Genomic DNA, 22,077 nt, shown 5'->3' on the forward strand with positions numbered 1-22,077 from the left:
CTTCAGGCCCGCTTCATCATCTCGAGGGAAACGTTGATCGGCGGTACGGCCTGACCGCCGGCACCGTCGATGGTGCGCAATGCCTGCCGCACGCCCGGCATCGAGAAGGCGCCGTGAGCCTGCGCCGTGAAGCAGGCGCCGAGTGCGAGGATCTGCAGAAGTCTGGATGCCGTTTTCATGATCGTTGAGCCAAATGTTCCCTGCCTGAGCGTGGGTCGCTTCAGCGCTGCGTCCGGTTCATGGAAATCTTTGATCCAAGGACGGGTGGCGTGGTCTCGTCCCGACAGGGCGGTCAAAATTTGTGTAAAGGGTGACAGCAGCCAGCCGAGTTGCTATGCCCCGCCCGGACCACTCTCCCGCATGAGCTGACCCCGATGCCTGACCTGCTTCTAGAACTTCGCTCCGAGGAAATCCCTGCGCGCATGCAGCGCAAGGCGGCGGGTGATCTCAGGAAGATGCTGACCGACGGTTTGGTCGAGGCGGGACTGACCTATGAGGCGGCGCGCGAGTACTGGACGCCACGCCGGCTGACGCTCGATATCAGGGGTCTCACCGCACGCTCGAAGGATATAAGCGAAGAGATCAAGGGGCCTTCGACATCGGCGTCTGAACAGGCGGTCCAGGGTTTCCTGCGCAAGGCCGGACTTTCCTCGATCGCCGAGGCGCATGTCCATTCCGATCCGAAGAAAGGCGATTTTTATGTCGCCCACATTTCGAAGCCGGGCAGGGCGGCGGAGGAGATCATCGCCGAACTGGTGCCGGGCATCATCCGCAATTTTCCGTGGCCGAAATCGATGCGCTGGGGGCCGGCCTCGGCCAAGCCCGGTTCACTGCGCTGGGTACGGCCGCTGCAATCGATCCTGTGCACCTTCGGCCCGGAAACAGAGGAGCCTGTCGTGGTCGATTTCGAGATCGACGGCATCCGCTCCGGCAACATCACCTATGGCCACCGCTTCCATGCGCCTGATGCCATTACGGTGCGCCGCTTCGACGACTATGTCTCCAAGCTGGAAGCGGCCAAGGTCGTGCTCGATGCCGACCGGCGCAAGGAGATCATCCTTGCCGATGCCCGCAATCTCGCCTTCGCCAACGGGCTTGATCTGGTTGAGGACGAAGGGCTGCTGGAGGAAGTGTCCGGGCTGGTCGAATGGCCGGTCGTGCTGATGGGCGAGTTCGAGGAGGCATTCCTCGCCATTCCAGCCGAAGTGATCCGGCTGACCATTCGCGCCAACCAGAAATGCTTTGTGACGCGGCCGCAGGGTTTCGACGACGCGCTTTCCAATCGCTTCATCCTCACCGCCAATATCGAAGCGAGGGATGGCGGCAAGGAGATCGCCCACGGCAATGGCAAGGTGGTGCGCGCCCGCCTGTCCGATGCGCTCTATTTCTGGACGACCGACCAGGGCGACTTGCCTGACCTGCGTGAGCTCGAGGCATCGGCGGAAAAATTCGGGCTTGATCTCAAGAAGCCGCTCGACCAGCGCATGGCCCGCCTCGACCATCTCGGCGTGACTTTCCACGCCAAGCTCGGCACGCAAGGCGAACGGGTGGAGCGGATTGCGCGGCTTGCCGAGGAACTGGCGCCGATCATCGGCGCCGATCCGGCACTGGCGCGGCGCGCTGCCGTCTTGGCCAAGGCCGATCTCACCACCGAAGTCGTTGGCGAGTTCCCAGAACTGCAAGGCGCTATGGGTCGCAAATATGCGCTGCTTCAGGGCGAGCATGCATCGGTCGCCGCTGCAGCGGAGGAACACTACAAGCCGCAGGGCCCGTCCGATCGCGTACCGAGCGATCCAGTGTCGGTCGCTGTCGCGCTCGCCGACAAGCTCGATACGCTGGTCGGCTTTTGGGCGATCGATGAAAAGCCGACCGGGTCGAAGGATCCCTACGCACTGCGCAGAGCTGCTCTTGGGGTGGTGAGGCTGGTGCTGGATAACGAGACGCCGGTAAGCCTTCTTTCGATCGTAGCTGAACATCGAAGAATCATTGAAGACCAGATCGACCGCCGGCACGCTGAAGAGCAGGTCAAGTTGGGTGGCGACTATGTGAGTGCACGGGCGCACGCCGGCGACGGAAAGTCTGGGGATCGCGACCTCCTGGCCTTCTTCCACGATCGCCTAAAGGTCTACCTCCGCGATCAAGGCGCTCGGCACGACCTGATCGATGCGGTGCTGGCGACAGGTTCGCGCCCGATCTCCCCCCTAGAGGGGGAGATGTCGGCGAAGCCGACAGAGGGGGGCGCTGTCCCGCCGTCCTCTCAGCGCCAAGTACCCCCCTCTGCCCTGCCGGGCATCTCCCCCACAAGGGGGGAGATTGGCCAATCGTCCAATGACGACCTGCTGCAGATCGTGCGCCGGGTCGAGGCGCTGGGCTCCTTCCTCGACACCGAGGATGGCAAGAACCTGCTCGCCGGCACCAAGCGTGCGGCCAACATTCTGGCCGCCGAGGAGAAGAAGAAAACGGTGGTCGCCGAAACCGTTGAGTCGGCACTCTTGCGCGAGGATGCCGAGAAATCGCTGTTTGCGGCGGTGAATCAGGCTGAGAAGCAAGCCGGCGAAGCGATTCAAAACGATGACTTTTCCGCCGCCTTGCTGGCGCTTAGCGTGTTGCGCGAACCGGTTGATTCATTCTTTGAGCATGTTCTTGTAAACGATGAGGATCAGGCGGTGCGTGCCAACCGCCTGGCGCTGCTCGCCCGCATCCGCGCGGCCACCGGCCAGGTCGCGGATTTCTCGAAGATCGCAGGTTAAGGCGAAGAAAATATTCTTTGCCGCCGGCCGTTCGAGCCGGCTTACAGTCATATGGCGATGATCTCTCCGTGGCAAAAGGGACATGTTCCCCAACCCCACGGAGGCTTCTATGAATTCCGATCACGACATCGAAGTGACAGAAGAAACCCCGGCTTCCGCCGAGGCGCTTGAATCCGCTTCCGAAACCATCCTCGATCATGCCGCCGCCGCAGCGGTCGAAGCCGCTGACCTGTCTGATGACGACGAAGACGGCGACGATGAAGATAGCGAAGAGTCCACCGAAACTGCCACGCTCTCGGATGACGACGAAGATGAAGACGACGAGGACGAAGACGAAGACGACGCCGAGGATAGCGTGAAGGCTGAAGGCGACGAGTCCGAAGAAGACGATGACAAGGAAAAAGCCTGATTTTTTCAGCCGCCGGTTCCATCGATGGCAAGGCGGTGCTGAGGCGCCGCCTTTTCCTGTCAGTCGTCCCCGAAGCCGACTGTCAGCCGCCCCGGGCGACGGCCCGGTCAGTTCTCGAGAATGCTGACGCGCACGCTGTTTTCGTAGACATCGACCTGGATCAGCGGTTCGCCATTGACGATGGCGCGCTTGGTCGAGGAACTCATCGCGCCGCCGCGTTCCAGCATGCGTTGCAGGTCGGCGCGCTGGCCGTTGGTCCTGAACCAGCCATCACCCTCGTCGTCGCTGTCACGGCGGTGGAATTTGTGCCAGTTGGCGCGGTCCTGCCGCACCATCTGCGCGGCATTGTCCAGCGCATAGCCGTCACTCGCCTGATGGTCGCGATCGGAAATGCGCGCGACATAGGATCCCAGCATGTCGTCGGCGTGAGCTGCGACGACGCCAAGCAGTGACGCCAGCAGAAGGCCAGCCCCGGTTACGATTCCAGCTTTTCTCATGGTCCCCCCCTTTACCCCCTAGTGATGAAATCCCGTCTGCCAAAACCGCCTGGCGAAATACAGGCGATGGCGTCCTGCGGCTGACATAAACCGAAACGGGGTTTGCTTGGCAATGGTGCGCCGGTCGCCAGACCGCCGTCAAGTCACGCCATCGATGTCAGCCTGTCTTCAAGCCGGGACTATTTGGTGTAGCCGTTGGGAGGCATGCGCTGACCTGCAGCCGGCGCCGGGGGACTCGGCGGGGTGGGTTGGTTCTCGGTCCCCGAAGGGGCTGCGGAGGCGGTGGCCGTTGCCGGCGCCGTGCCAGCGGCCGGCGCAGTACCTGTCGCTGGTGCAGCGGTTGGCGCCGGTGCCGGGAAGTCGGGACCGGTAACGCCGCCACGAATGACCATCGGGCCCGGCTGGAAGCCGTGCCCGGTCGCGGGCTTGTCCGGGATCGCCGCCACCTTTTCATCGGTGACGTCGGGCTGCGCTTCCCCTTTTGCCACCACCGACCGCGCATCGCCGGCATTGACTGCATCGGCGGTTCCAGGCTGGTTGGGGGCGCCGATCCTGACGATCGATGGTGTGGAGGATGGCGTGCCTGGAAAAACCAGGGATGACGCCTGGGCTTCGCCGGCCGCAGCAGCAAGAATGATACCCAGCAAGATACGCGCAGACACTGATATCGCTCCCCTTTGCCCAGAAGCTGTTCGATAGCAGGCCGGAATTGATGCCGGCTTTCGTGGAAACATAGCATTTTAGGGATTGATAAATCGCCAATGCTCCTGCTCGCCAACAATCGGTTACCCAACAGCCGACTTGCCCAACGGCCGCCATCGTACTACGCACCCCGCATCTGTGAGGTGACGAGAGTGGCTGAAATACTTGGCTCGGGCGAGGCGCTGGAGCGGGCGCTGGCGCTGCTCAGGGAGGGCGATGTCGTCGCCATCCCGACGGAAACCGTCTACGGGCTGGCCGGCGACGCCACCAACGGCATCGGCGTGGCGCGCATCTTCGAGGCCAAGGGCCGGCCACGCTTCAACCCGCTGATTGCCCATGTCGCAGACATGGCGATGGCAGAGCGCCTCGCGATGTTCGATCCGCTGTCCAGGAAACTGGCGCTGGCATTCTGGCCAGGTCCGCTGACGCTGGTGCTGCCGCAACGGCCCGGCAACGGCATCCATCCGCTGGTCACCGCCGGGCTCGATACGATTGCCTTGCGCATGCCGAGGGGCTTTGGCGGCGACCTGATCGCCAGGCTCGGCCGCCCGCTTGCCGCGCCCAGCGCCAATTCATCCGGCAGGATCAGCGCGACGACCGCGCAAGCGGTGGCGGCCGATCTCGGCGCGCGGATCAAGCTGGTCGTCGATGGAGGCGCGACCCCGATCGGGCTGGAATCGACCATCATCAAGGCCGAAGGAAACAGATTGCGGCTGCTGAGGCCCGGCGGCATCGCCGCCGAGGAGATTGAGGCGGCTATCGGCATGGAGCTGTTGCGCGGCGGCACCGCCGGTATCGAGGCGCCGGGCATGCTTGCCTCGCACTATGCGCCAGGTGCTGCGATGCGGCTCCATGCCGGCACGGTCGGCGAGGGCGAGGCTTTGCTCGGCTTCGGCAGCCAGAGGGCGCAAGGCTGGCGCCGCGCCGAAGCCTTCCTCAATTTGTCCGAAACCGGGGACCTGCGCGAAGCGGCGAGCAATCTGTTCGCCTATATGCAGGAGCTTGACCGCAGCGGCGCGCGGACCATCGCCGTCGAGCCGGTTCCCTTCGACGGCCTGGGCGAGGCGATCAACGATCGCCTCTCGCGTGCCGCCGCCCCTCGTGACATCTAACAGCCCACGACATAGTTTTCCCCATGACCGAAAATTCAGACAAACTCGATCCCGCTCTCATCAATCGCTTCGCGGCGATCGTCGGCGACAAATATGCGCTGCGTGAAGAGCAGGATATCGCGCCTTACCTGGTTGAACGGCGCGGGCTCTGGCACGGCGCGACATCGCTGGTGCTGCGGCCGGGCAGCGTCGACGAAGTCAGCCGGGTCATGCGGCTGGCGACGGAGACGGGAACGCCGATCGTGCCGCAAAGCGGCAACACCGGGTTGGTCGGTGCCCAGGTGCCGGACAGATCCGGGCGCGAAATCGTCCTGTCGCTGTCGCGGCTGGACCGCATTCGTGAAATCGATGTCTTGTCCAACACGGTGACGGTCGAGGCCGGTGTCATCCTGCAGACGCTGCAGGAGGCGGCCGACGCCGCCGACCGGCTGTTCCCACTGTCGCTGGCCGCGCAAGGCTCCTGCCAGATCGGCGGCAATCTTTCCTCCAATGCCGGCGGCACCGGCGTGCTTGCCTATGGCAATGCGCGCGAACTCTGTCTCGGTGTCGAGGTGGTGCTGCCGACCGGCGAGGTGTTCGACGACCTGCGCAAGCTGAAGAAGGACAACACCGGCTACGATCTGAAAAACCTGTTCGTCGGTGCCGAAGGCACGCTCGGCGTCATCACCGCCGCCGTGCTCAAACTGTTCCCGAAGCCGAAGGGGCGCGAAGTCGCCTTCGCCGGCCTGTCGTCGCCAGAGGCAGCACTTTCGCTGTTCAGCCTGGCCATGGATCGTGCCGGGGCAGCACTCACCGCTTTCGAACTGATCGGCAGGCGGCCATATGATTTCACGCTGGCGCATGCCCAGGGCGTGGTGCGGCCGCTGATCGAGGACTGGCCGTGGTACGTGCTGATGCAGATTTCATCAGGCCGTTCGTCGGAGGATTCGAGAGCGTTGATCGAGGATGTGCTCTCGGCCGGCCTCGAACAGGAATTCGTCGGCGACGCCGTCATTGCCGCGAGTCTCGCGCAGGGCGATGCCTTCTGGAATTTCCGCGAGCTGCTGCCCGAGGCGCAGAAACCGGAGGGCGCCTCGATCAAGCACGACATTTCGGTGCCTATTGCCTCGATCCCGCGTTTCATCGCGGAGGCTGCCGGCGCCGTGGCGTCGGTAAGTGCAGGTGCCCGCGTGGTCTGCTTCGGCCATATGGGCGACGGCAATCTCCACTACAACATTTCGCGGCCCGTCGACGGCGACGATAAGGCGTTCCTCGCTCTCTATCATCCCATGAACAAGGCGGTGCACGATGTGGTGCGCAGCCTGCACGGTTCGATCTCGGCCGAGCACGGCATCGGCCAGTTGAAACGCGACGAACTGATCGCCACCGCGCCGCCGATGGCGATCGATCTGATGCGAAGGGTTAAGGCCGCTTTCGACCCGGCCGGCATCATGAATCCGGGTAAGGTTATCTGATCCTTTCGACATCTTGTGGCTGGTGGGATTCCGATAACCATCCCTGAGATCAGCAAAATTTAACCGACTTTCTTAAGCGGGGCGGTAAGGAGCCCGCGCTACTGTCTCCATACAAACGAGGCTGGAAAAACCGGCCCGGAGAGAACCGGACACCGGCTCTCAGGAGACAGACAGGAAGGCCACTCTATGAACACCGGACTGAAGCCAGTCTGGGCGGGACGCAACATGCGTCTCGACCCATTCCGCCTGCCGCAAGTGGTGAGCTACGCGACTCGCGACGACTACGGCGATGTAACCTTCACCATCGACCAGCGCGGCGCCGTGATCCGCCGCTTGCTCGAGATGAGCGGCCTGCCCGCGATCATCGTTCTGCCCGCCAATGCGTTCCGCGGCGTTGCCGCCCGCGCCATGGAAGACCCGGACGGCAATGTCACGGTGACCCTGGAACTCCTGCACAACGACCCGATGCTGTCGGTGCCGCTGCTGGTGGCCGACGATCTCGACGATGTCGCAGCCGACTGGCGCGCCTGGGCCGACGCTTACCGTCTGCCGATGCTGCTGATCGAATCGGACGGCGTCGCCCGCACCCTGGAAGAATCGCTCGGCGCCGCCATCAAGACGCTGCCGCCGCAGGATAGGCGCAAGGGGCGGATTTCGAACACGCGCCGCCCGCGTTTCCTCGCTCGCCGCAGAGCAGGCGCCCTCGGTCTCAGGCTGGTCATCGACGGCCAGGAGATTATTTCGCGCGACTGAGCATGATCCCGCTGGGAATGCTGAAACGGGAAGCCGCTAAACCAGCGGCTTCAGCGCCACCCACACAGCGCCGCCGATCAGGCCGAGGAAGATCAGCCAGCCGACCTGGTTGTTCGACCTGAACAGTCGCAGGCATTGGTCCGGATTGTCGATATCCAGAACCGCGATCTGCCGCGCCATATGGGCGCCGGCGGCAATCAGCCCGGCCAGCGCCACCACCGGCGCCTGCGCCGACGCGAAGGCGATCGCAAAACAGATCAGCGCGCCACCATAAAGCCCTGCCAGCCACGACTTGGTGTTGTCGCCGAACAAGCGTGCCGTCGAGCGCACGCCGACGATGGCGTCATCTTCCTTGTCCTGATGCGCGTAGATCGTGTCGTAGCCGATCACCCACAGGATCGAGCCGATATAAAGCATGATGGCAGGCCCATCGAGATCGCCGAACTCGACCGCCCATCCCATCAGCGCGCCCCAGGAAAAGGCAAGGCCAAGCACCAGTTGCGGCCAGTTGGTTATCCGCTTCATGAATGGATAGATGGCGATGACCGCCAGTGAGCAGATGCCGAGCAGGACGGCGAAGCTGTTGAACTGGATGAGCACGACGAGGCCGACCAGAGCCTGCAGGACGAGAAACAGCCATGCCCGCCGGCGGGTCGCCTTGCCCGACGGCAGCGGTCGCGAGCGCGTGCGCTCCACCTGGCTGTCGATGTCCTCGTCGACGAGGTCGTTGTAGGTGCAGCCGGCGCCACGCATGGCGATGGCCCCGACCAGGAAAAGCACGAGATACACTGGTGCCGGCAGCAGTGAGAGCAGCGGGTCGCCGGGACGCGGATAGGCGCTTGCCGCCAAGGCCGCCGACCACCAGCACGGCCACAGCAGCAGCTGCCAGCCTATCGGCCTGTCCCATCGGGCAAGCTGCGCATAGGGCCATATCGAGCGCGGCAGCACGCGGTAGACCCAATGGCCGTTCGGCGCATCGGCGACACGGCCCTGGGCCGCTTTCGACTGGATATTTTCCATGTCCATGGAGTGGCAGCAGCGGCAGAAACCGTCAAGCGGCAAGCGGGAGAGTGGTGCACGTCAGCCTTTCACGAGGCAAAGATGTCGCGGGTGGCGAACCAGTCCCTGGCCACCTCGACGAAGGCCAGCGCTGCATTCGACACACGCTGATGCGTGTCATAGGTGAGCAGGATCCGCTGCATGGGCAGCGGATCGGACAGCGGCTTGCAGATGAGCGGCAGGCCGTCATAGCTGCGGTCGCCGTGCGGGCGGGTGTAGCTGACCGCGACTCCGAATCCGTTGGCGACCATGCTCCGCTGCAGTTCGAACGAGCTTGTCGTCGTATCGGCCACCGGCGAAAGGCCGCGGCTGCGGAACAGGTCGAGCATGTGCTGCCAGCTGTGCGGCTGGTCCGTCGTGATCAGCGGATAGGCGGCCAGATCGGCAAGACTGACCATTGGCCGGTCCGCCAGGGCATGGCCTGCCGGCAACAGCGCGTGCGGGCGAAGTTCGCGCAGCAGGATGCGGGCGAAATGCGTCGGCAGGCTGAGATCATAAGTCAGGCCGAGATCGATGGCCGCATCACCCAGCCGTCGTCCCAGGGTCTCGAACGTCTCGTCGCGAACGACGATTTTGACGGCCGGATAGCGTTCGGAGAAGGCGCGGATCAAAGCCGGCGCGAAGAAAGGCGCCAGATCCTCGAAGCATCCCAGCACCAACTCACCGCTGACAGCCGATTTGCTTGAACCCAGGCCGACGAGTTCGTCCGTTTCGGTGAGAACCTGCCTTGCCTTGGCCACGACGGCGCGGCCGAACGATGTCGGCGACACGCCGCTTCCGCGCTGGCGGACGAACAGCTTCTGGCCGAAATTCTTTTCGACCGCGTCGATCGCCACCGAAATAGACGGCTGAGAGACGTTCAGCATCTTTGCCGCGCCGGTGACGCTACCGTGACGCGCCACGGCAACCAGGTAGCGCAGCTGCGTGAGGGTCACACTCATAGAGGCACTCTATATGTCAGATCGAAAGTTATTATTTTACCGAATGAATAGATGTTGCGATAGTGGCTTCATTCCAAGAGGAAAACGCCATGGCTTCCCAGACTGCCACCATCGACGTCACCATGATCGGCGCGTCCACGATTGCCGCCTATCAGCGTGACGGCGCTGTCTGCATCCGCGGCGCCTTCAAGGGCTGGGTCGACACGATTGCCGCCGGCATCGAACGCAACATGCAGAACCGCAGCGCCACCGCATCCGACATCGCCAACGGCCGCGGCAGTTTCTTCGATGACTACTGCAACTGGGAGCGCATCCCCGAATTCGTCAGCTTGGTGCGGGACTCACCCGCCGCCGAACTGGCGGCGGCGGTGATGCAGTCGCGCACCGCACAGTTCTTCCACGATCATGTGCTGGTCAAGGAACCCGGCACGCAGAAGCCGACGCCCTGGCATCAGGACATCCCCTACTATTTCGTCGATGGCCGGCAGACGGTGAGCTTCTGGATTCCCATCGACCCGGTGAAGGAAGCGACGCTGCGCCTGATCGCCGGCTCGCACAAATGGGACAAGATGATCCTGCCCGTGCGCTGGCTCGACGACAGCAACTTTTATGCCGGCGAGGGCGACTATCTGCCGGTGCCCGATCCCGACCAGGATCCGTCGATGAAGGTGCTCGAATGGGAAATGGAGCCGGGCGACGCCATCCTGTTCGACTTCAGGACCGCGCACGGCGCCCGTGGCAATATGACCGCGGCGCGGCGCCGGGCGCTGTCGCTGCGCTGGGTCGGTGACGATGCGCGCTATGTCGAGCGGCCGGGCCGCACCTCGCCGCCCTATCATGGCCATGGCATGCAGCCGGGACAGAGATTGCGCGAGGATTGGTTTCCGGTGGTCTACCAGGGCTGAGGCGGCAGCCAGAATATGAGCGCCGGTATTCGAGGCCCATATTCTGGCTGGGGTAACGTTCCCGTGCGCAATTCCGATCAAAACACCCTGATGCCTTGACCCGTCGCCCGGAGAGCAATAGCGGGTGCTCCAAGAGACTGTTTCGAAATTCGCGCTGGCGAGTCATATGGTGGTGGTTTCGAGAACCGTAGCGGAGCGGACATTTGGTCCGTGAGCAACGGAAGCGCAGAAAACGCCATCAGATGGCCGCCAGAGCAGAATTTCGGCATCAAGAGGTGGCCATGAACGTTCTTCTTCTGGGCTCCGGCGGCCGCGAACATGCGCTCGCCTGGAAGATTGCCGCATCACCGCTGCTGACGAAGCTCTATGCGGCTCCCGGCAACCCGGGCATCGGCAGCGAGGCTGAGCTGGTGAAGCTGGATTTAGCCGACCACGCCGCCGTGGCCGCGTTCTGCCGGGAGAAAAAAATCGACCTCGTGGTGGTCGGTCCGGAGGGGCCGCTGGTCGCCGGCATTGCCGACGATCTGCGCGCCGAAAATATCCGCGTCTTCGGTCCCTCCAAGGCTGCCGCACAGCTGGAAGGCTCGAAGGGGTTCACCAAGGACCTCTGTGCCCGCTACGACATCCCGACCGCCGCCTATGGCCGTTTCAGTGATCTGGCCTCGGCCAAGGCCTATGTCGAAAAGACCGGAGCGCCGATCGTCATCAAGGCCGACGGGCTCGCTGCCGGCAAGGGCGTCACCGTCGCCATGACGCTCAGTGAAGCACAGGCAGCACTCGATGCCTGCTTCGATGGTTCCTTCGGCGCCGCCGGCGCGGAAGTTGTGGTCGAGGAATTCATGACCGGCGAGGAGGCGAGCTTCTTCTGTCTCTGCGACGGTAACACCGCGCTGCCCTTCGGCACCGCGCAGGATCACAAACGCGTCGGCGATGGCGACACTGGCCCCAACACAGGCGGCATGGGCGCCTATTCGCCGGCCCCGGTGATGACGCCGGAACTGGTCGAACGCACCATGCGCGAGATCATCGAGCCGACCATGCGCGGCATGGCCGAACTTGGCGCGCCGTTCTCCGGCGTGCTGTTTGCCGGGCTGATGATCACCGACAAGGGACCGAGGCTGATCGAATACAACACCCGTTTCGGCGACCCGGAATGCCAGGTGCTGATGATGCGGCTGAAGGACGATCTGCTGGTGCTGCTCAACGCGGCGACCGACGGCCAGCTTGCGCATACTTCGGTGCGCTGGCGCGACGAGGCGGCACTCACCGTGGTGATGGCGGCGAGAGGCTATCCCGGCACGCCGGAAAAAGGCTCGGTCATCCGCGGCGTCGAAGACGCGGCGAGCGACGGCGTCCAGATCTTCCACGCCGGTACCGCCATCAATGGCGGCGCGCTGGTTGCCAATGGCGGCCGCGTCCTCAACGTGACGGCATCAGGCGCCACGGTCGGCGAGGCACAGAAACGAGCCTATGCTGCCCTCGACCGCATCGATTGGCCGGACGGGTTCTGCCGCCGCGATATCGGCTGGCAGGCCGTGGCGCGCGAACAGGGAACCTGAAGTTCCGCGTTGGCTCACCGCTGGCCGCGATCGAGTTCGGTGGAAGCGGTGCTGAGTGGATCGGACACGGCAAAGGCAGCGTCGAGTTGTGCGGGTGAACGCCGTTCCGTCCGCTTCCAGGCGACATATTGGACAATGCCGAAGCCTGGTCGTCGCGGCACCGTCTTCACGACTGGCATGCGGAAGCCGTCGCGGAAACGGGACCAGCGTGTGCCCAACGCTGCAACCATGTCCTCGAAAGTCGGCGGCGCGGCCACAGACGCATAGGTGATGGTGACATTGCCGGCGAGGCCGGCCTCGCGTGAGACCGGTAGCGGTATCGAGGCGAGATAGTCCGGCGGCACGTCGATAAGCCCACCGAACGGCCATTGCGCGCGCAGCGTGGCGGCGTCTGTCGGCGCGACATTGACGTCTATGTCGTTAGGCGTGCCGGCAACCCTGTAAGGGCAGCGGAAACGGCCGCAATTGGCTTGCGCCGAAAACTGCCAAAGTGCGTAGCCTTGCCAGTTGCCCATCGGGAAATGCACGTCGATGTCGTTGGTGTAGCGCGCATACCAGAGCGGCAGCCGCGACAGGAGCCGGTATCGGTAGCTGTTGTCGGCAATGTACTGGGCGGTCTTGCCGTTGGTGTACAGCACCGGGAAACGGCCGATGCGGCGATGCACCTGGCGTACGAACTCCTCGGCGTCGTCGAGCGACATCCATTGCGAGGGATCATTGCCCTCGATGTCGAGAGCCATGAGATCGTCCGGCGCAGGCTCGGCGAAATCGAGGAAATTGTTGGCCTGCTCGACCGGATTGCCGGGGCGGGCAAGGTGATAGGCGCCCCATTTCAGGCCGAGTGCCTTGGCCACCACCCTGCGCGTCTGGAACAGTTCGCGCGTCACCGCATGACGTTTCCACAGCGCCTTGCAAAGCTTCACCTCGATGTCGTTGCCCAAGCAGAAATAGGCCGGCGGCATGCCGTCGGAGGCTTTGTTGATGAAGCCGACGACCCGCTTGTCGGTGGCGAGCTGGGCCCAGTCGATGGAATTGTATTCGTAGGCATCGACGACCAGAGCGCGGTCGGCGTTCTTCCACGGCTCGGAAAAATCCGAGGCCGTTGCCGCCGTCGAAAGCGCCATCGTCGCCGCAAGAGCGAGGAGCGCTGTGCGGCGAAGAAGGCGCACCGTACTTTTCAAAACAGGGAATCCCCGTTGATCAAAGGCAAATCCTGAACCGCCATGGTTAAGGATTTGCTTCGGCGGGAGACACGGCTGAGGTGGCCTTTGGTGGATCGACGATCAGGGTGAGATTTACCGGGATTCAACGACAAGCCGTTTGTAAGCATTCGCGGCTTTGCGTAGCGCTTCATTCGGCTCCGGCGGGTTCACAATCGCTGCCACCAAGGCGATCTGGTCCTCGATTGAAAGGCGGATGGCGGCAGCCTCGTCAATGGAGGGCTGCGCTGCTTCGGTGTGGGCAATACCGGTCTGTTCGTTTGGCATTATGATCACCTTTGGTCGAGCGTTCAGCGCCGGCTGAATGGCTAGAATTCAAACGGGTCCGGCGCCGGCTCTTGCCGCAGCGTGCCTTCGGCGGCGCGTTTGCGGTGGTGGGCGAGCGAACATTGCGGCGAGCACAATATGCCGCGATCCGACCAGTAGGCGGCACCGTGGTCCAGTCTGCCCCCATGGTAGCAGAACCCCTCCGCTCGATAGGGCAGGCCGCATTCGATGCAGCGGTAAGCGTCGGGTCTGGCAAGCATGGGCGGTTCCGGTTGCTGGTTCTGATCTCGCGCCGGTCGATCCGGCATGGCTTGAACTTAATACGCGCCGCCCCGATTGCAAAATCCGCGTGACAAAATTTGACGTTTACGTAAAAAGAACATGGGGGCGCTGATACGGCGGATGGTTTTGCAGCGGCACCGGCTCTAGGGTTGGGCGGGCCGATGCATCAGGAGGAGTGAGCGGCATGTATAGGGCACCGGTCGAGGATATCGCCTTCACGCTCAAGCACGTGGCCGGCATGAAATCGGCGCTCGATGCCGGCACCTTCGGCGATCTCGGCGAGGATCTGGTCGATGCCGTTCTGGGTGAGGCCGGCCGTTTCGCCACCGAAGAGGTCGCACCGCTCTACACGATCGGCGATCGGCAGGGTGCGGTGCTGAAGGGCGCCGCCGTCACCACGCCGCCCGGCTGGAAGGAACTCTATCGCCGCTGGATCGATGGCGGCTGGAACGCGCTCTCCGGGCCTGCGGAATATGGCGGCCAGGCGCTGCCGACCATGCTCGGCGTGGCCGCGCTCGAAATGTGGAACTCCGCCGCCATGGCCTTCGGCATCGGCCCGACGCTGACCATGGGCGCGGTCGAGGCGCTCGACAAACACGCCTCCGACGACCTCAAGGCCAAATATCTCGAAAAGCTCGTCTCCGGCGACTGGATGGGCACGATGAACCTGACCGAGCCGCAAGCCGGTTCGGACCTCGCCGCCTTGCGCGCCCGCGCCGAGCCGGCGGGTGACGGCAGCTACCGCATCTTCGGCCAAAAAATCTTCATCACCTATGGCGAGCACGATTTCACCGACAACATCATCCATCTGGTGCTGGCGCGGCTGCCCGACGCGCCGGCCGGCACGCGCGGCATATCGTTGTTCCTGGTGCCGAAATTCCTGGTCGGCGACGATGGCGCGCTTGGCGCGCGCAACGACGTCTTCTGTTCCGGACTTGAGCATAAACTCGGCATCCATGCCTCACCGACCTGCACCATGATCTATGGCGACGGCTTCGAAGGTGCCGAACCCGGCGCCGTCGGCTGGCTGATCGGCGAGGAGAACAAGGGGCTAGCCTGCATGTTCACCATGATGAACAATGCGCGGCTTTGTGTCGGCATGCAGGGGGTAGCGGTCGCGGAAGCCGCAACGCAGAGGGCGATCGCCTATGCCAATGAGCGCCGGCAGGGCAAGGCCGCGAGCTACACTGGCACGGGTATGGCGCCTATCGTCCATCACCCCGATGTCCAGCGTAACCTGCTGACCATGAAGGCGCTGACCCAAACCGCACGCGCCATCAGCTATTCCTGTGCCCACGCCATCGACATGGCCCGAGTCTCCGCCGGTGACGAGGCGGCACACTGGCGCGACCGTGCCAATCTGCTGACGCCGCTGGCAAAGGCGTTCTCGACCGATATCGGCGTCGAAGTTGCCTCACTCGGCCTCCAGGTTCATGGCGGCATGGGTTTCATCGAGGAGACGGGAGCGGCCGCCTTCTATCGTGACGCGCGCATCGCGCCGATCTACGAGGGCACCAACGGTATCCAGGCGATCGATCTGGTGATGCGCAAGCTGCCGCTCGGCGGTGGCGACCATGTGCATGGTTACATCGCCGAACTGGCTGGTATGGCCGCAGCGGTGCGGACCTCGAACATGCAGGGTTTCGGCCGCACCGCCGACGCTCTCGACGCGGCACTTGGCGATCTCAGCGAAGCGACCCGCTTCCTGCAAAAACTGACGGCCGATGGCCGGTCGGAAGAGGCGCTGGCAGGCGCCACGCCCTATCTCAGGCTGATCTCGCTTGCCGCCGGCGGCGCCTATCTGGCGCGCGGTGCTCTTGCCGATCACAACCGCATAGCGCTTTGCCGTTTCTTTGCCGAAAACCTGCTCGGCGAGGTCAGCGCCTTGAGGGCGCGCGTCATCGATGGCGCCGAAAGCCTCGCCGCTGCCGGCAAGACGCTCGTCTCCGCCTGACGTTTCACAAGGAAGACACCGTGACAGACCATATCCTCGTCGAGCGCCAGGGCGCCATCCAGATTATCCGCATGAACCGGCCGGACAAGAAGAACGCGCTGACGCGCGCCATGTATGCGAAAATGTCAAAAGCCCTGGCTGAAGGCGACGCCGATCCCGCGATCCGCGTCCATGTCTTCCTCGGCGTGCCCGGCGCTTTCTCCTCCGGCAACGACCTTGCCGACTTCATGGTCGTCGCCACCGGCGGCGACGGCGGCACCGAAGTCTGGGATTTCCTGATGGCCCTGGCCAAGGTCGAAAAACCCTTGGTCTCCGGCGTCGACGGCATCGCGGTCGGCATCGGAACCACGCTCAACCTGCATTGCGACTTGACCTTCGCCACGCCACGCACCGTGTTCAGGACGCCTTTCGTCGACCTTGGCCTGGTGCCTGAGGCGGGATCGAGCCTTCTGGCGCCGCGCATCCTCGGGCAGCAGGGTGCCTTCGCGCTGCTCGGCCTCGGCGAAGGCTTTTCGGCTGAACGGGCGAAGGCCGCCGGCCTGATCTACGAGGTGGTCGAGGAAGCAGCGCTGGAGGCCTCGGTGCTGGCGGCGGCCGGGCAGATCGCGGCCAAGCCGCCGCAGGCGCTGAAGATCGCGCGCGACCTGATGCGTGGCTCGCGAGACGACCTCGTCGCCCGCATCGGCGAGGAAAGCGAGCATTTTCGCGAGCGGCTGAAGTCCGATGAGGCCCGCGCCGCGCTCACCGCGTTCATGACGAGAAAGAAGGCCTGAGCCTCTCCTTCAGGGATAAAGCCTCGTCTTATCCCAGGCGCCTTTCGCGTCGCGGCTGAAGACGAGCCGGTCGTGCAGGCGGAACGGCCTGTCGTGCCAGAACTCGATGGTGCTCGGCACGATTCGGAAGCCGGACCAGTGCTTTGGCCGGGGGATCTCGCCGATCGGATAGCGTGCCGTGTATTCTGCCACCGCCTTTTCCAGCGCAAAGCGGCTTTCCAGTGGTCGCGACTGTTTCGAGGCCCAGGCGCCGATGCGGCTGCCGCGTGGCCGCGTCGCGTAATAGGCGTCGGCTTCGGCGTCGCTGACGATCTCCACCGGTCCGCGAATGCGCACCTGGCGGCGCAGCGACTTCCAATGGAAACACATCGCCGCCTTCATGCTGCCAAGAATCTCCTGGCCCTTGGCGCTCTCGAAATTCGTGTAGAAGACAAACCCGCCTTCATCGAATCCCTTGAGCAACACCATACGCACATCCGGCATGCCGTCGGCATCGACGGTCGCCAGAGCCACGCCGTTGGGGTCGTTCGGCTCGCTTTTCGTTGCGTCGTCCAGCCATGCGGCAAAGAGGCGAAACGGCTCGGCAGCCTCGGTAAAGTCACCGCTTGTTAACTCAGTGTCACTCATAGTTTTTCTCAAATTGTCACGAAGCCAAGATTCTTACAAAACCAAGATTCTTAACGAAGCAAGGGGGAGGCTGCCGATTGTCGCGTATCGCGCAAGCTTTTGACAGCAGGCAATGGAGCGTTATCGCTTCGGCCAGCGCGAAAGCCGCGATCGTGGCGGTCGCCTTGCCGCTTGCCGCGTGTGGCGCCGGCGGCTTCAGCCTGGAAAAAGCCGAAGTCGACCGCTCGATCCTGACCAGCAGCACATCGGCCTCGGCCGCGCCGGCCAATTTGGATCGCGACTCCGACCAGACGACGATCGGCAATGCGGTTTCCTCGGCCGATATCGAGCAGCTCGGCGGGCAGGCCGTCCCATGGGCCAATGCCGGCACCGGCTCGCGCGGTACCATCACCGATCTGGCGGAATTGAAGGACAACGGCCAGACCTGCCGCCGCTTCAAGGCCTCGCGCGAAAGCTTTGACGGCGTTGCCATGTTCGAAGGCGAACTGTGCCTGGCCAGCGCCGGCGGCTGGCGCATGCAGGACTTCAAGGCACTCTGAGCCTGATCCGCAAGTCGATCGGACCGGCTCTGATTTCCGCGTCTGATATGCGGCTCCAGCACTGGAATTTCTTCCTATGCGAGCGCATATAGGGGGCAACCAGAGACTCAACTCTTCTCCAGGGCAGTAAGCATGCGCGACCCCTATGAGGTGCTGGGCGTTGCCAAGAACGCATCGGCCAAGGATATAAAATCGGCGTACCGGAAACTCGCCAAGAAGCATCATCCGGATCAGAACCCGAATGATCCCAAGGCGAAGGACCGTTTTGCCGCGGCCAACCAGGCCTATGAGATCGTCGGCGACGAAAAGAATCGCGCCGCTTTCGATCGCGGCGAAATCGACGCCGACGGCAAGCCGCGATTCCAAGGCTTTGAGGGCGCTGCCGGTGGCGGCGATTCCTTTGGCGGCTTTCGCCGGCAACAGGGTCCGGGCGGTTCGCGGTTCGAATTCCGCTCCGGCCGACCGGGTGGCGATCCGTTCGACGGCAACAGCGACATCTTCAGCCAGATTTTTGGCGACACTTTTTCGGGCGCGCGCGGTCCCGGCACGGGCGATCGCCGCCAGCAGGCGACAGCAGCCGATCTGAACGTCACGCTCGACGTCACCATCGAGGAAGCGGCGACCGCCGAAAAGGTGACGGCGATGTTCCCCGACGGCCGCAAAGTGGCGGTCAAGCTGCCGGCCTATGTCGAGGATGGCCAGACCATCCGCCTCAAAGGCCAAGGCGAGCAGGGGCCGGGCCAGCCAGGCGACGCGCTGGTCAAGATCCATCTGCGCCGACATCCACGCTACCGCATCGAGGGCCGCGACCTGCACGCCGATCTGCCGGTGGCGCTGGCGGATGCGGTGCTCGGCGCCAAGGTGCCGGTCGAGACGCCGACCGGCAGGCTCGCGGTCAACATTCCAGCCTGGTCGAGCTCCGACAAGGTCCTGCGGCTGAAGGGCAGGGGCCTGCCGGAAAAGGCCGGCGGCCACGGCGATCTCTACGCTCATGTGCGCATCATGCTGCCGGAAGACGGTGATAGCGCGCTCGAAGCGCTGTTGCGCAGCCAAAAAGGCTGATCGGCGGCTTTTGTCCCCTGAACTGTCCGGTTTGAGCGCTTGAAGGGGCTCTGTGCCTGTGCGATAGGGCAACCCACAAAGCTGAATCTTGCGGAGAGCGCTGACATGGCGGGTGGACAGGGCCTAATGGCCGGCAAGCGCGGCCTCATTCTTGGCGTCGCCAACAATAGGTCGATCGCCTATGGCATCGCCAAGTCGTGCGTCGACCATGGCGCCGAGATCGCGCTGACCTATCAGGGCGAGGCGTTCAAGAAGCGCGTCGAGCCGCTGGCGGCGGAACTGGGCGCCTTTGTCGCCGGCCATTGCGACGTCACCGATCCGGCGAGCCTGGACGAGGTTTTCGCCAATGTCGCCAAACATTGGGGCAAGCTTGATTTCCTCGTCCACGCCATTGCCTTCTCCGACAAGGACGAGCTGACCGGCCGCTATGTCGAGACGACGCGCGACAATTTCCTGCGCACCATGGACATTTCGGTCTATTCCTTCACCACCATTGCCAAGCGCGCCGAGGCGCTGATGACCAATGGCGGCTCGTTGCTGACGCTGACCTACTACGGTGCCGAAAAGGTCATGCCGCACTACAACGTCATGGGTGTCGCCAAGGCGGCGCTCGAGGCCAGCGTGCGCTACCTGGCGGTCGACCTCGGCGCCAAGAAGATCCGCGTCAACGCCATTTCGGCCGGCCCGATCAAGACGCTTGCGGCCTCTGGCATCGGCGATTTCCGCTACATCCTGAAGTGGAACGAGTACAATTCGCCGCTGAAGCAGACGGTGACGCAGGAGGAAGTCGGCGATTCCGGCGTCTATTTCCTGTCCGACCTGTCGCGCGGCGTCACCGGTGAAGTGCATCACGTCGATTCGGGCTACCACGTCGTCGGCATGAAGGCGGTCGACGCGCCTGATATTTCGACGGTCAAGGACTAACACCCGGCCAACCGTCGTCCGTCCCGATCCCGCACCGGAAGACCTGATGTACCCGCTGGTTTATATCGCGCGCCACGGCCAGACCGCGTGGAACGCCGAAATGCGGCTTCAGGGGCAGGCCGACACCGATCTCAACGCTCTTGGCCGCGAGCAGGCGACCGGAAACGGGCTTCGGCTAGCCGCGTTGGTCCCAAATCCCTGGGAATTCGATTTCCTCGCCAGTCCGATGAAACGGACGCGCGAAACGATGCAGCGTATTCGCGCTGCGATGAAGCTCGATCCGGGTGCCTATCGAACCGATCCGCGCCTCGTCGAGGTCAATTTCGGCGACTGGCAGGGATTTACCTTTCCCGAACTCGAGACACGGTATCCCGGAGCGAGCATGACGCGGGCTCTGGACAAGTGGAACTTTCAGCCCCCCGGCGAAGGCGCCGAGAGCTATCAGATGCTGCTCGAACGGGTGAGGCCATGCTTCGACGCGATCGACCGCCAGTCGATCTGCGTGACTCATGGCGGCGTCATGCGGACCCTGTTTCGCTTTGTGCTGGGCATTGCCGAGGCCGAGGCTTCGAACCTGGAGATACCGCAGGATCGTCTGCTCAAGCTTGAAGGCAAGAGCCTGGAATGGCTGTAAGCCCACCTCTGAGGGCGAGCCACCGCCCGATTTTTACTGGAAGCTCTAGTTGGCAGAGCTGTCCGGCAGTTCCATGTCGGTGACGATGTTTTCACCATTGGTTACATCGTAGGCGATGACGATGTCCATGCCCGGCTTCAGCGCGTCGAGGTCGGTCTCGGCGTTCAGCTTGTAGGACTTGCCGTCATCCAGCGTCAGCGTCGCCGTGTCCTTGTCGATCTTCTTGATCAGGCCTTCGGTCTGGCCGGCGAAAGCGGCGGTGGAAAGCAGCAGCGTGGCGGCAACGGCGCCAATCAGGGTACGCATAATCGTTCCTCTTTATCATTGCACCGGCACGGCGGCGGCGGATACTCAACGGCGGATCGAAGAAAGCAGAAACCAGCCGAATGTGTCAAAACTTAAACGGCTGGGATGACAGTTTGACCACTGCGAAAAACGCCAATAGAAGGCAGGCTTCAGCCGGCTCCGCTGCCGGGCAGGGCACTTTCCATGTCTCACAACACGTTCGGCCACCTTTTCCGCGTCACCACCTGGGGGGAAAGCCATGGCGCCGCCCTCGGCTGCGTGGTCGACGGCTGCCCGCCTGGCATCCGCTTTACGCGCGACGATATCCAGGTCGAACTCGACAAGCGCCGGCCGGGGCAATCACGTTTCGTGACGCAGCGTCGCGAACCAGATGAAGTGAAGGTGCTGTCTGGCTTCATTTTCGACGAGGACGGCGAGACGATGATCACCACCGGCACGCCGGTGTCGATGCTGATCGAGAATGTCGACCAGCGTTCAAAGGATTATGGCGAGATCGCCCGCCAATACCGGCCGGGCCATGCCGACTACACTTATGACGTGAAATACGGCGTGCGCGATTATCGCGGCGGCGGCCGCTCCTCGGCCCGCGAGACGGCAGCCAGGGTGGCGGCCGGTGCCTTGGCGCGCAAGGTGGTTCCGGGCGTGGTGGTGCGCGGCGCGCTGGTGTCGATGGGCGAAAAATCCATCGACCGCGCCAACTGGAACTGGAATTTCATCGGCGATGCCGAAAATCCGTTCTTCACCCCCGATCCGGCGTCCGTTCCTGTCTTCACCAGATATCTCGACGGCATCCGCAAGGCGGGCTCCTCGGTCGGTGCGGTGATCGAAATCGTCGCCGACGGCGTTCCGCCAGGCCTCGGCGCGCCGATCTATGCCAAGCTTGACCAAGACATCGCCTCCGGCTTGATGTCGATCAACGCCGTCAAGGGCGTCGAGATCGGCAACGGCTTCGAGGCCGCCCGCATCACCGGTGAACAGAATGCCGACGAGATGCGCATCGGCAATGACGGCAAGCCGGTGTTCCTGTCCAACAATGCCGGCGGCATCCTCGGCGGCATCTCGACCGGCCAGGCGATCGTCGCCCGTTTCGCCGTCAAGCCGACCTCGTCGATCCTGACGCCGCGAAAGTCGATCGACAAGGACGGCAAGGACGTCGAGATCATGACCAAGGGCCGCCACGATCCATGCGTCGGCATCCGCGCCGTGCCGATCGGCGAAGCAATGGTTGCCTGTGCGATCGCCGACCACTATCTGCGGCATCGGGGACAGACGGGGAGGGGAATAGGGGAATAGGGCAATATGTTGCGCTCTTAGTCCGGCCGGCCAAATCTTTTTGCTTTTCCCTACT

Annotated in this window: 24 protein-coding genes; 14 read left to right on the forward strand and 10 right to left on the reverse strand. The window is 63.5% G+C overall.

Going from position 1 to position 22,077, the window contains the following annotated elements:
* Nucleotides 1-2 precede the first annotated feature (2 nt).
* Nucleotides 3-179 carry a hypothetical protein gene (locus NKH95_RS03355; protein ID WP_164781615.1) on the reverse strand — a complete coding sequence of 59 codons (177 nt, stop codon included), beginning with the start codon at nucleotides 177-179 and terminating at the stop codon, nucleotides 3-5.
* Between the two features lie 195 nt (nucleotides 180-374).
* On the opposite strand from NKH95_RS03355, the gene glyS reads away from it, so the two are divergent.
* Both glyS and NKH95_RS03365 read left to right on the forward strand, forming a co-directional pair.
* Entirely contained in the window at nucleotides 375-2,750 is a 2,376-nt protein-coding gene (gene glyS / locus NKH95_RS03360; RefSeq protein ID WP_352891076.1) for a glycine--tRNA ligase subunit beta, read from the forward strand.
* 109 nt (nucleotides 2,751-2,859) lie between these two features.
* Nucleotides 2,860-3,159 (forward strand): ATPase, encoded by a 300-nt coding sequence (locus tag NKH95_RS03365; protein ID WP_352891077.1) that lies wholly within the window; start codon nucleotides 2,860-2,862, stop codon nucleotides 3,157-3,159.
* 107 nt (nucleotides 3,160-3,266) lie between these two features.
* On the opposite strand, the gene NKH95_RS03370 is transcribed toward NKH95_RS03365, so the two are convergent.
* Together NKH95_RS03370 and NKH95_RS03375 are read right to left on the reverse strand one after the other, a co-directional pair.
* Nucleotides 3,267-3,656 (reverse strand): hypothetical protein, encoded by a 390-nt coding sequence (locus tag NKH95_RS03370; protein WP_023808652.1) that lies wholly within the window; start codon nucleotides 3,654-3,656, stop codon nucleotides 3,267-3,269.
* Nucleotides 3,657-3,835: 179 nt separating this feature from the next.
* Nucleotides 3,836-4,318, reverse strand: a complete 483-nt coding sequence (locus NKH95_RS03375; protein WP_352891078.1) for a hypothetical protein — start codon at nucleotides 4,316-4,318, stop codon at nucleotides 3,836-3,838.
* A gap of 192 nt (nucleotides 4,319-4,510) precedes the next feature.
* Here NKH95_RS03375 and NKH95_RS03380 point away from each other — a divergent pair, with 192 nt between their 5' ends.
* The 3 genes from NKH95_RS03380 (at nucleotide 4,511) to NKH95_RS03390 (ending at nucleotide 7,677) form a co-directional block, all read left to right on the forward strand.
* Nucleotides 4,511-5,470 carry an L-threonylcarbamoyladenylate synthase gene (locus tag NKH95_RS03380; RefSeq protein WP_352891079.1) on the forward strand — a complete coding sequence of 320 codons (960 nt, stop codon included), beginning with the start codon at nucleotides 4,511-4,513 and terminating at the stop codon, nucleotides 5,468-5,470.
* Nucleotides 5,471-5,493: 23 nt separating this feature from the next.
* Entirely contained in the window at nucleotides 5,494-6,924 is a 1,431-nt protein-coding gene (locus tag NKH95_RS03385) for an FAD-binding oxidoreductase (protein ID WP_352891080.1), read from the forward strand.
* A gap of 186 nt (nucleotides 6,925-7,110) precedes the next feature.
* Nucleotides 7,111-7,677 carry a DUF6101 family protein gene (locus NKH95_RS03390; protein ID WP_023808648.1) on the forward strand — a complete coding sequence of 189 codons (567 nt, stop codon included), beginning with the start codon at nucleotides 7,111-7,113 and terminating at the stop codon, nucleotides 7,675-7,677.
* A 36-nt stretch (nucleotides 7,678-7,713) separates the two neighbouring features.
* On the opposite strand, the gene ubiA is transcribed toward NKH95_RS03390, so the two are convergent.
* Both ubiA and NKH95_RS03400 read right to left on the reverse strand, forming a co-directional pair.
* Nucleotides 7,714-8,697 carry a 4-hydroxybenzoate octaprenyltransferase gene (ubiA, locus tag NKH95_RS03395; RefSeq protein ID WP_023808647.1) on the reverse strand — a complete coding sequence of 328 codons (984 nt, stop codon included), beginning with the start codon at nucleotides 8,695-8,697 and terminating at the stop codon, nucleotides 7,714-7,716.
* 68 nt (nucleotides 8,698-8,765) lie between these two features.
* The gene (locus NKH95_RS03400) at nucleotides 8,766-9,677 is read right to left on the reverse strand and encodes a LysR family transcriptional regulator (RefSeq protein WP_352891081.1); all 912 of its coding nucleotides are present in this window, start codon (nucleotides 9,675-9,677) and stop codon (nucleotides 8,766-8,768) included.
* A gap of 89 nt (nucleotides 9,678-9,766) precedes the next feature.
* Between NKH95_RS03400 and NKH95_RS03405 the strand changes: the two genes are divergently transcribed.
* Nucleotides 9,767-10,582 carry a phytanoyl-CoA dioxygenase family protein gene (locus NKH95_RS03405; RefSeq protein ID WP_352891082.1) on the forward strand — a complete coding sequence of 272 codons (816 nt, stop codon included), beginning with the start codon at nucleotides 9,767-9,769 and terminating at the stop codon, nucleotides 10,580-10,582.
* 281 nt (nucleotides 10,583-10,863) lie between these two features.
* Complete coding sequence (gene purD, locus NKH95_RS03410; protein ID WP_352891083.1) at nucleotides 10,864-12,141, forward strand: phosphoribosylamine--glycine ligase; 1,278 nt, start codon at nucleotides 10,864-10,866, stop codon at nucleotides 12,139-12,141.
* A gap of 14 nt (nucleotides 12,142-12,155) precedes the next feature.
* Here the strand turns inward: purD and NKH95_RS03415 are convergent, their stop codons facing one another.
* From NKH95_RS03415 to NKH95_RS03425, 3 genes are all read right to left on the reverse strand, one after another.
* The gene (locus tag NKH95_RS03415; RefSeq protein WP_352628760.1) at nucleotides 12,156-13,265 is read right to left on the reverse strand and encodes a glycoside hydrolase family 25 protein; all 1,110 of its coding nucleotides are present in this window, start codon (nucleotides 13,263-13,265) and stop codon (nucleotides 12,156-12,158) included.
* A gap of 171 nt (nucleotides 13,266-13,436) precedes the next feature.
* Entirely contained in the window at nucleotides 13,437-13,628 is a 192-nt protein-coding gene (locus tag NKH95_RS03420) for a type II toxin -antitoxin system TacA 1-like antitoxin (protein ID WP_352628619.1), read from the reverse strand.
* A gap of 41 nt (nucleotides 13,629-13,669) precedes the next feature.
* Complete coding sequence (locus NKH95_RS03425) at nucleotides 13,670-13,888, reverse strand: hypothetical protein (RefSeq protein ID WP_013532811.1); 219 nt, start codon at nucleotides 13,886-13,888, stop codon at nucleotides 13,670-13,672.
* Nucleotides 13,889-14,094: 206 nt separating this feature from the next.
* Between NKH95_RS03425 and NKH95_RS03430 the strand changes: the two genes are divergently transcribed.
* Entirely contained in the window at nucleotides 14,095-15,864 is a 1,770-nt protein-coding gene (locus NKH95_RS03430) for an acyl-CoA dehydrogenase family protein (RefSeq protein WP_352891084.1), read from the forward strand.
* Between the two features lie 20 nt (nucleotides 15,865-15,884).
* A complete protein-coding gene (locus tag NKH95_RS03435) occupies nucleotides 15,885-16,637 on the forward strand; it encodes a crotonase/enoyl-CoA hydratase family protein (protein ID WP_352439990.1) in 753 nt (250 codons plus the stop codon).
* 9 nt (nucleotides 16,638-16,646) lie between these two features.
* Here the strand turns inward: NKH95_RS03435 and pdxH are convergent, their stop codons facing one another.
* Nucleotides 16,647-17,264, reverse strand: coding sequence for a pyridoxamine 5'-phosphate oxidase (gene pdxH, locus NKH95_RS03440; protein ID WP_352439989.1), 618 nt, complete (start codon nucleotides 17,262-17,264; stop codon nucleotides 16,647-16,649).
* A 77-nt stretch (nucleotides 17,265-17,341) separates the two neighbouring features.
* On the opposite strand from pdxH, the gene NKH95_RS03445 reads away from it, so the two are divergent.
* The 4 genes from NKH95_RS03445 to NKH95_RS03460 all read left to right on the forward strand — a co-directional run bounded on the left by NKH95_RS03445 (nucleotide 17,342) and on the right by NKH95_RS03460 (nucleotide 20,423).
* On the forward strand, nucleotides 17,342-17,803 hold the full coding sequence (locus NKH95_RS03445) for an RT0821/Lpp0805 family surface protein (RefSeq protein WP_352439988.1): 462 nt from the start codon (nucleotides 17,342-17,344) through the stop codon (nucleotides 17,801-17,803).
* Nucleotides 17,804-17,935: 132 nt separating this feature from the next.
* Nucleotides 17,936-18,865, forward strand: a complete 930-nt coding sequence (locus tag NKH95_RS03450; RefSeq protein WP_352439987.1) for a DnaJ C-terminal domain-containing protein — start codon at nucleotides 17,936-17,938, stop codon at nucleotides 18,863-18,865.
* A gap of 105 nt (nucleotides 18,866-18,970) precedes the next feature.
* On the forward strand, nucleotides 18,971-19,789 hold the full coding sequence (gene fabI, locus NKH95_RS03455) for an enoyl-ACP reductase FabI (protein WP_023808634.1): 819 nt from the start codon (nucleotides 18,971-18,973) through the stop codon (nucleotides 19,787-19,789).
* A gap of 46 nt (nucleotides 19,790-19,835) precedes the next feature.
* Nucleotides 19,836-20,423: a histidine phosphatase family protein gene (locus tag NKH95_RS03460; protein WP_352891085.1), complete on the forward strand. Its 588-nt coding sequence runs from the start codon at nucleotides 19,836-19,838 to the stop codon at nucleotides 20,421-20,423.
* Nucleotides 20,424-20,468: 45 nt separating this feature from the next.
* On the opposite strand, the gene NKH95_RS03465 is transcribed toward NKH95_RS03460, so the two are convergent.
* Nucleotides 20,469-20,729 (reverse strand): DUF1344 domain-containing protein, encoded by a 261-nt coding sequence (locus tag NKH95_RS03465; protein WP_023808632.1) that lies wholly within the window; start codon nucleotides 20,727-20,729, stop codon nucleotides 20,469-20,471.
* 183 nt (nucleotides 20,730-20,912) lie between these two features.
* Here NKH95_RS03465 and aroC point away from each other — a divergent pair, with 183 nt between their 5' ends.
* On the forward strand, nucleotides 20,913-22,022 hold the full coding sequence (gene aroC, locus NKH95_RS03470; RefSeq protein ID WP_023808631.1) for a chorismate synthase: 1,110 nt from the start codon (nucleotides 20,913-20,915) through the stop codon (nucleotides 22,020-22,022).
* Nucleotides 22,023-22,077 lie beyond the last annotated feature (55 nt).

This window comes from Mesorhizobium sp. M0848 (assembly GCF_040319805.1).
Classification (GTDB): domain Bacteria; phylum Pseudomonadota; class Alphaproteobacteria; order Rhizobiales; family Rhizobiaceae; genus Mesorhizobium.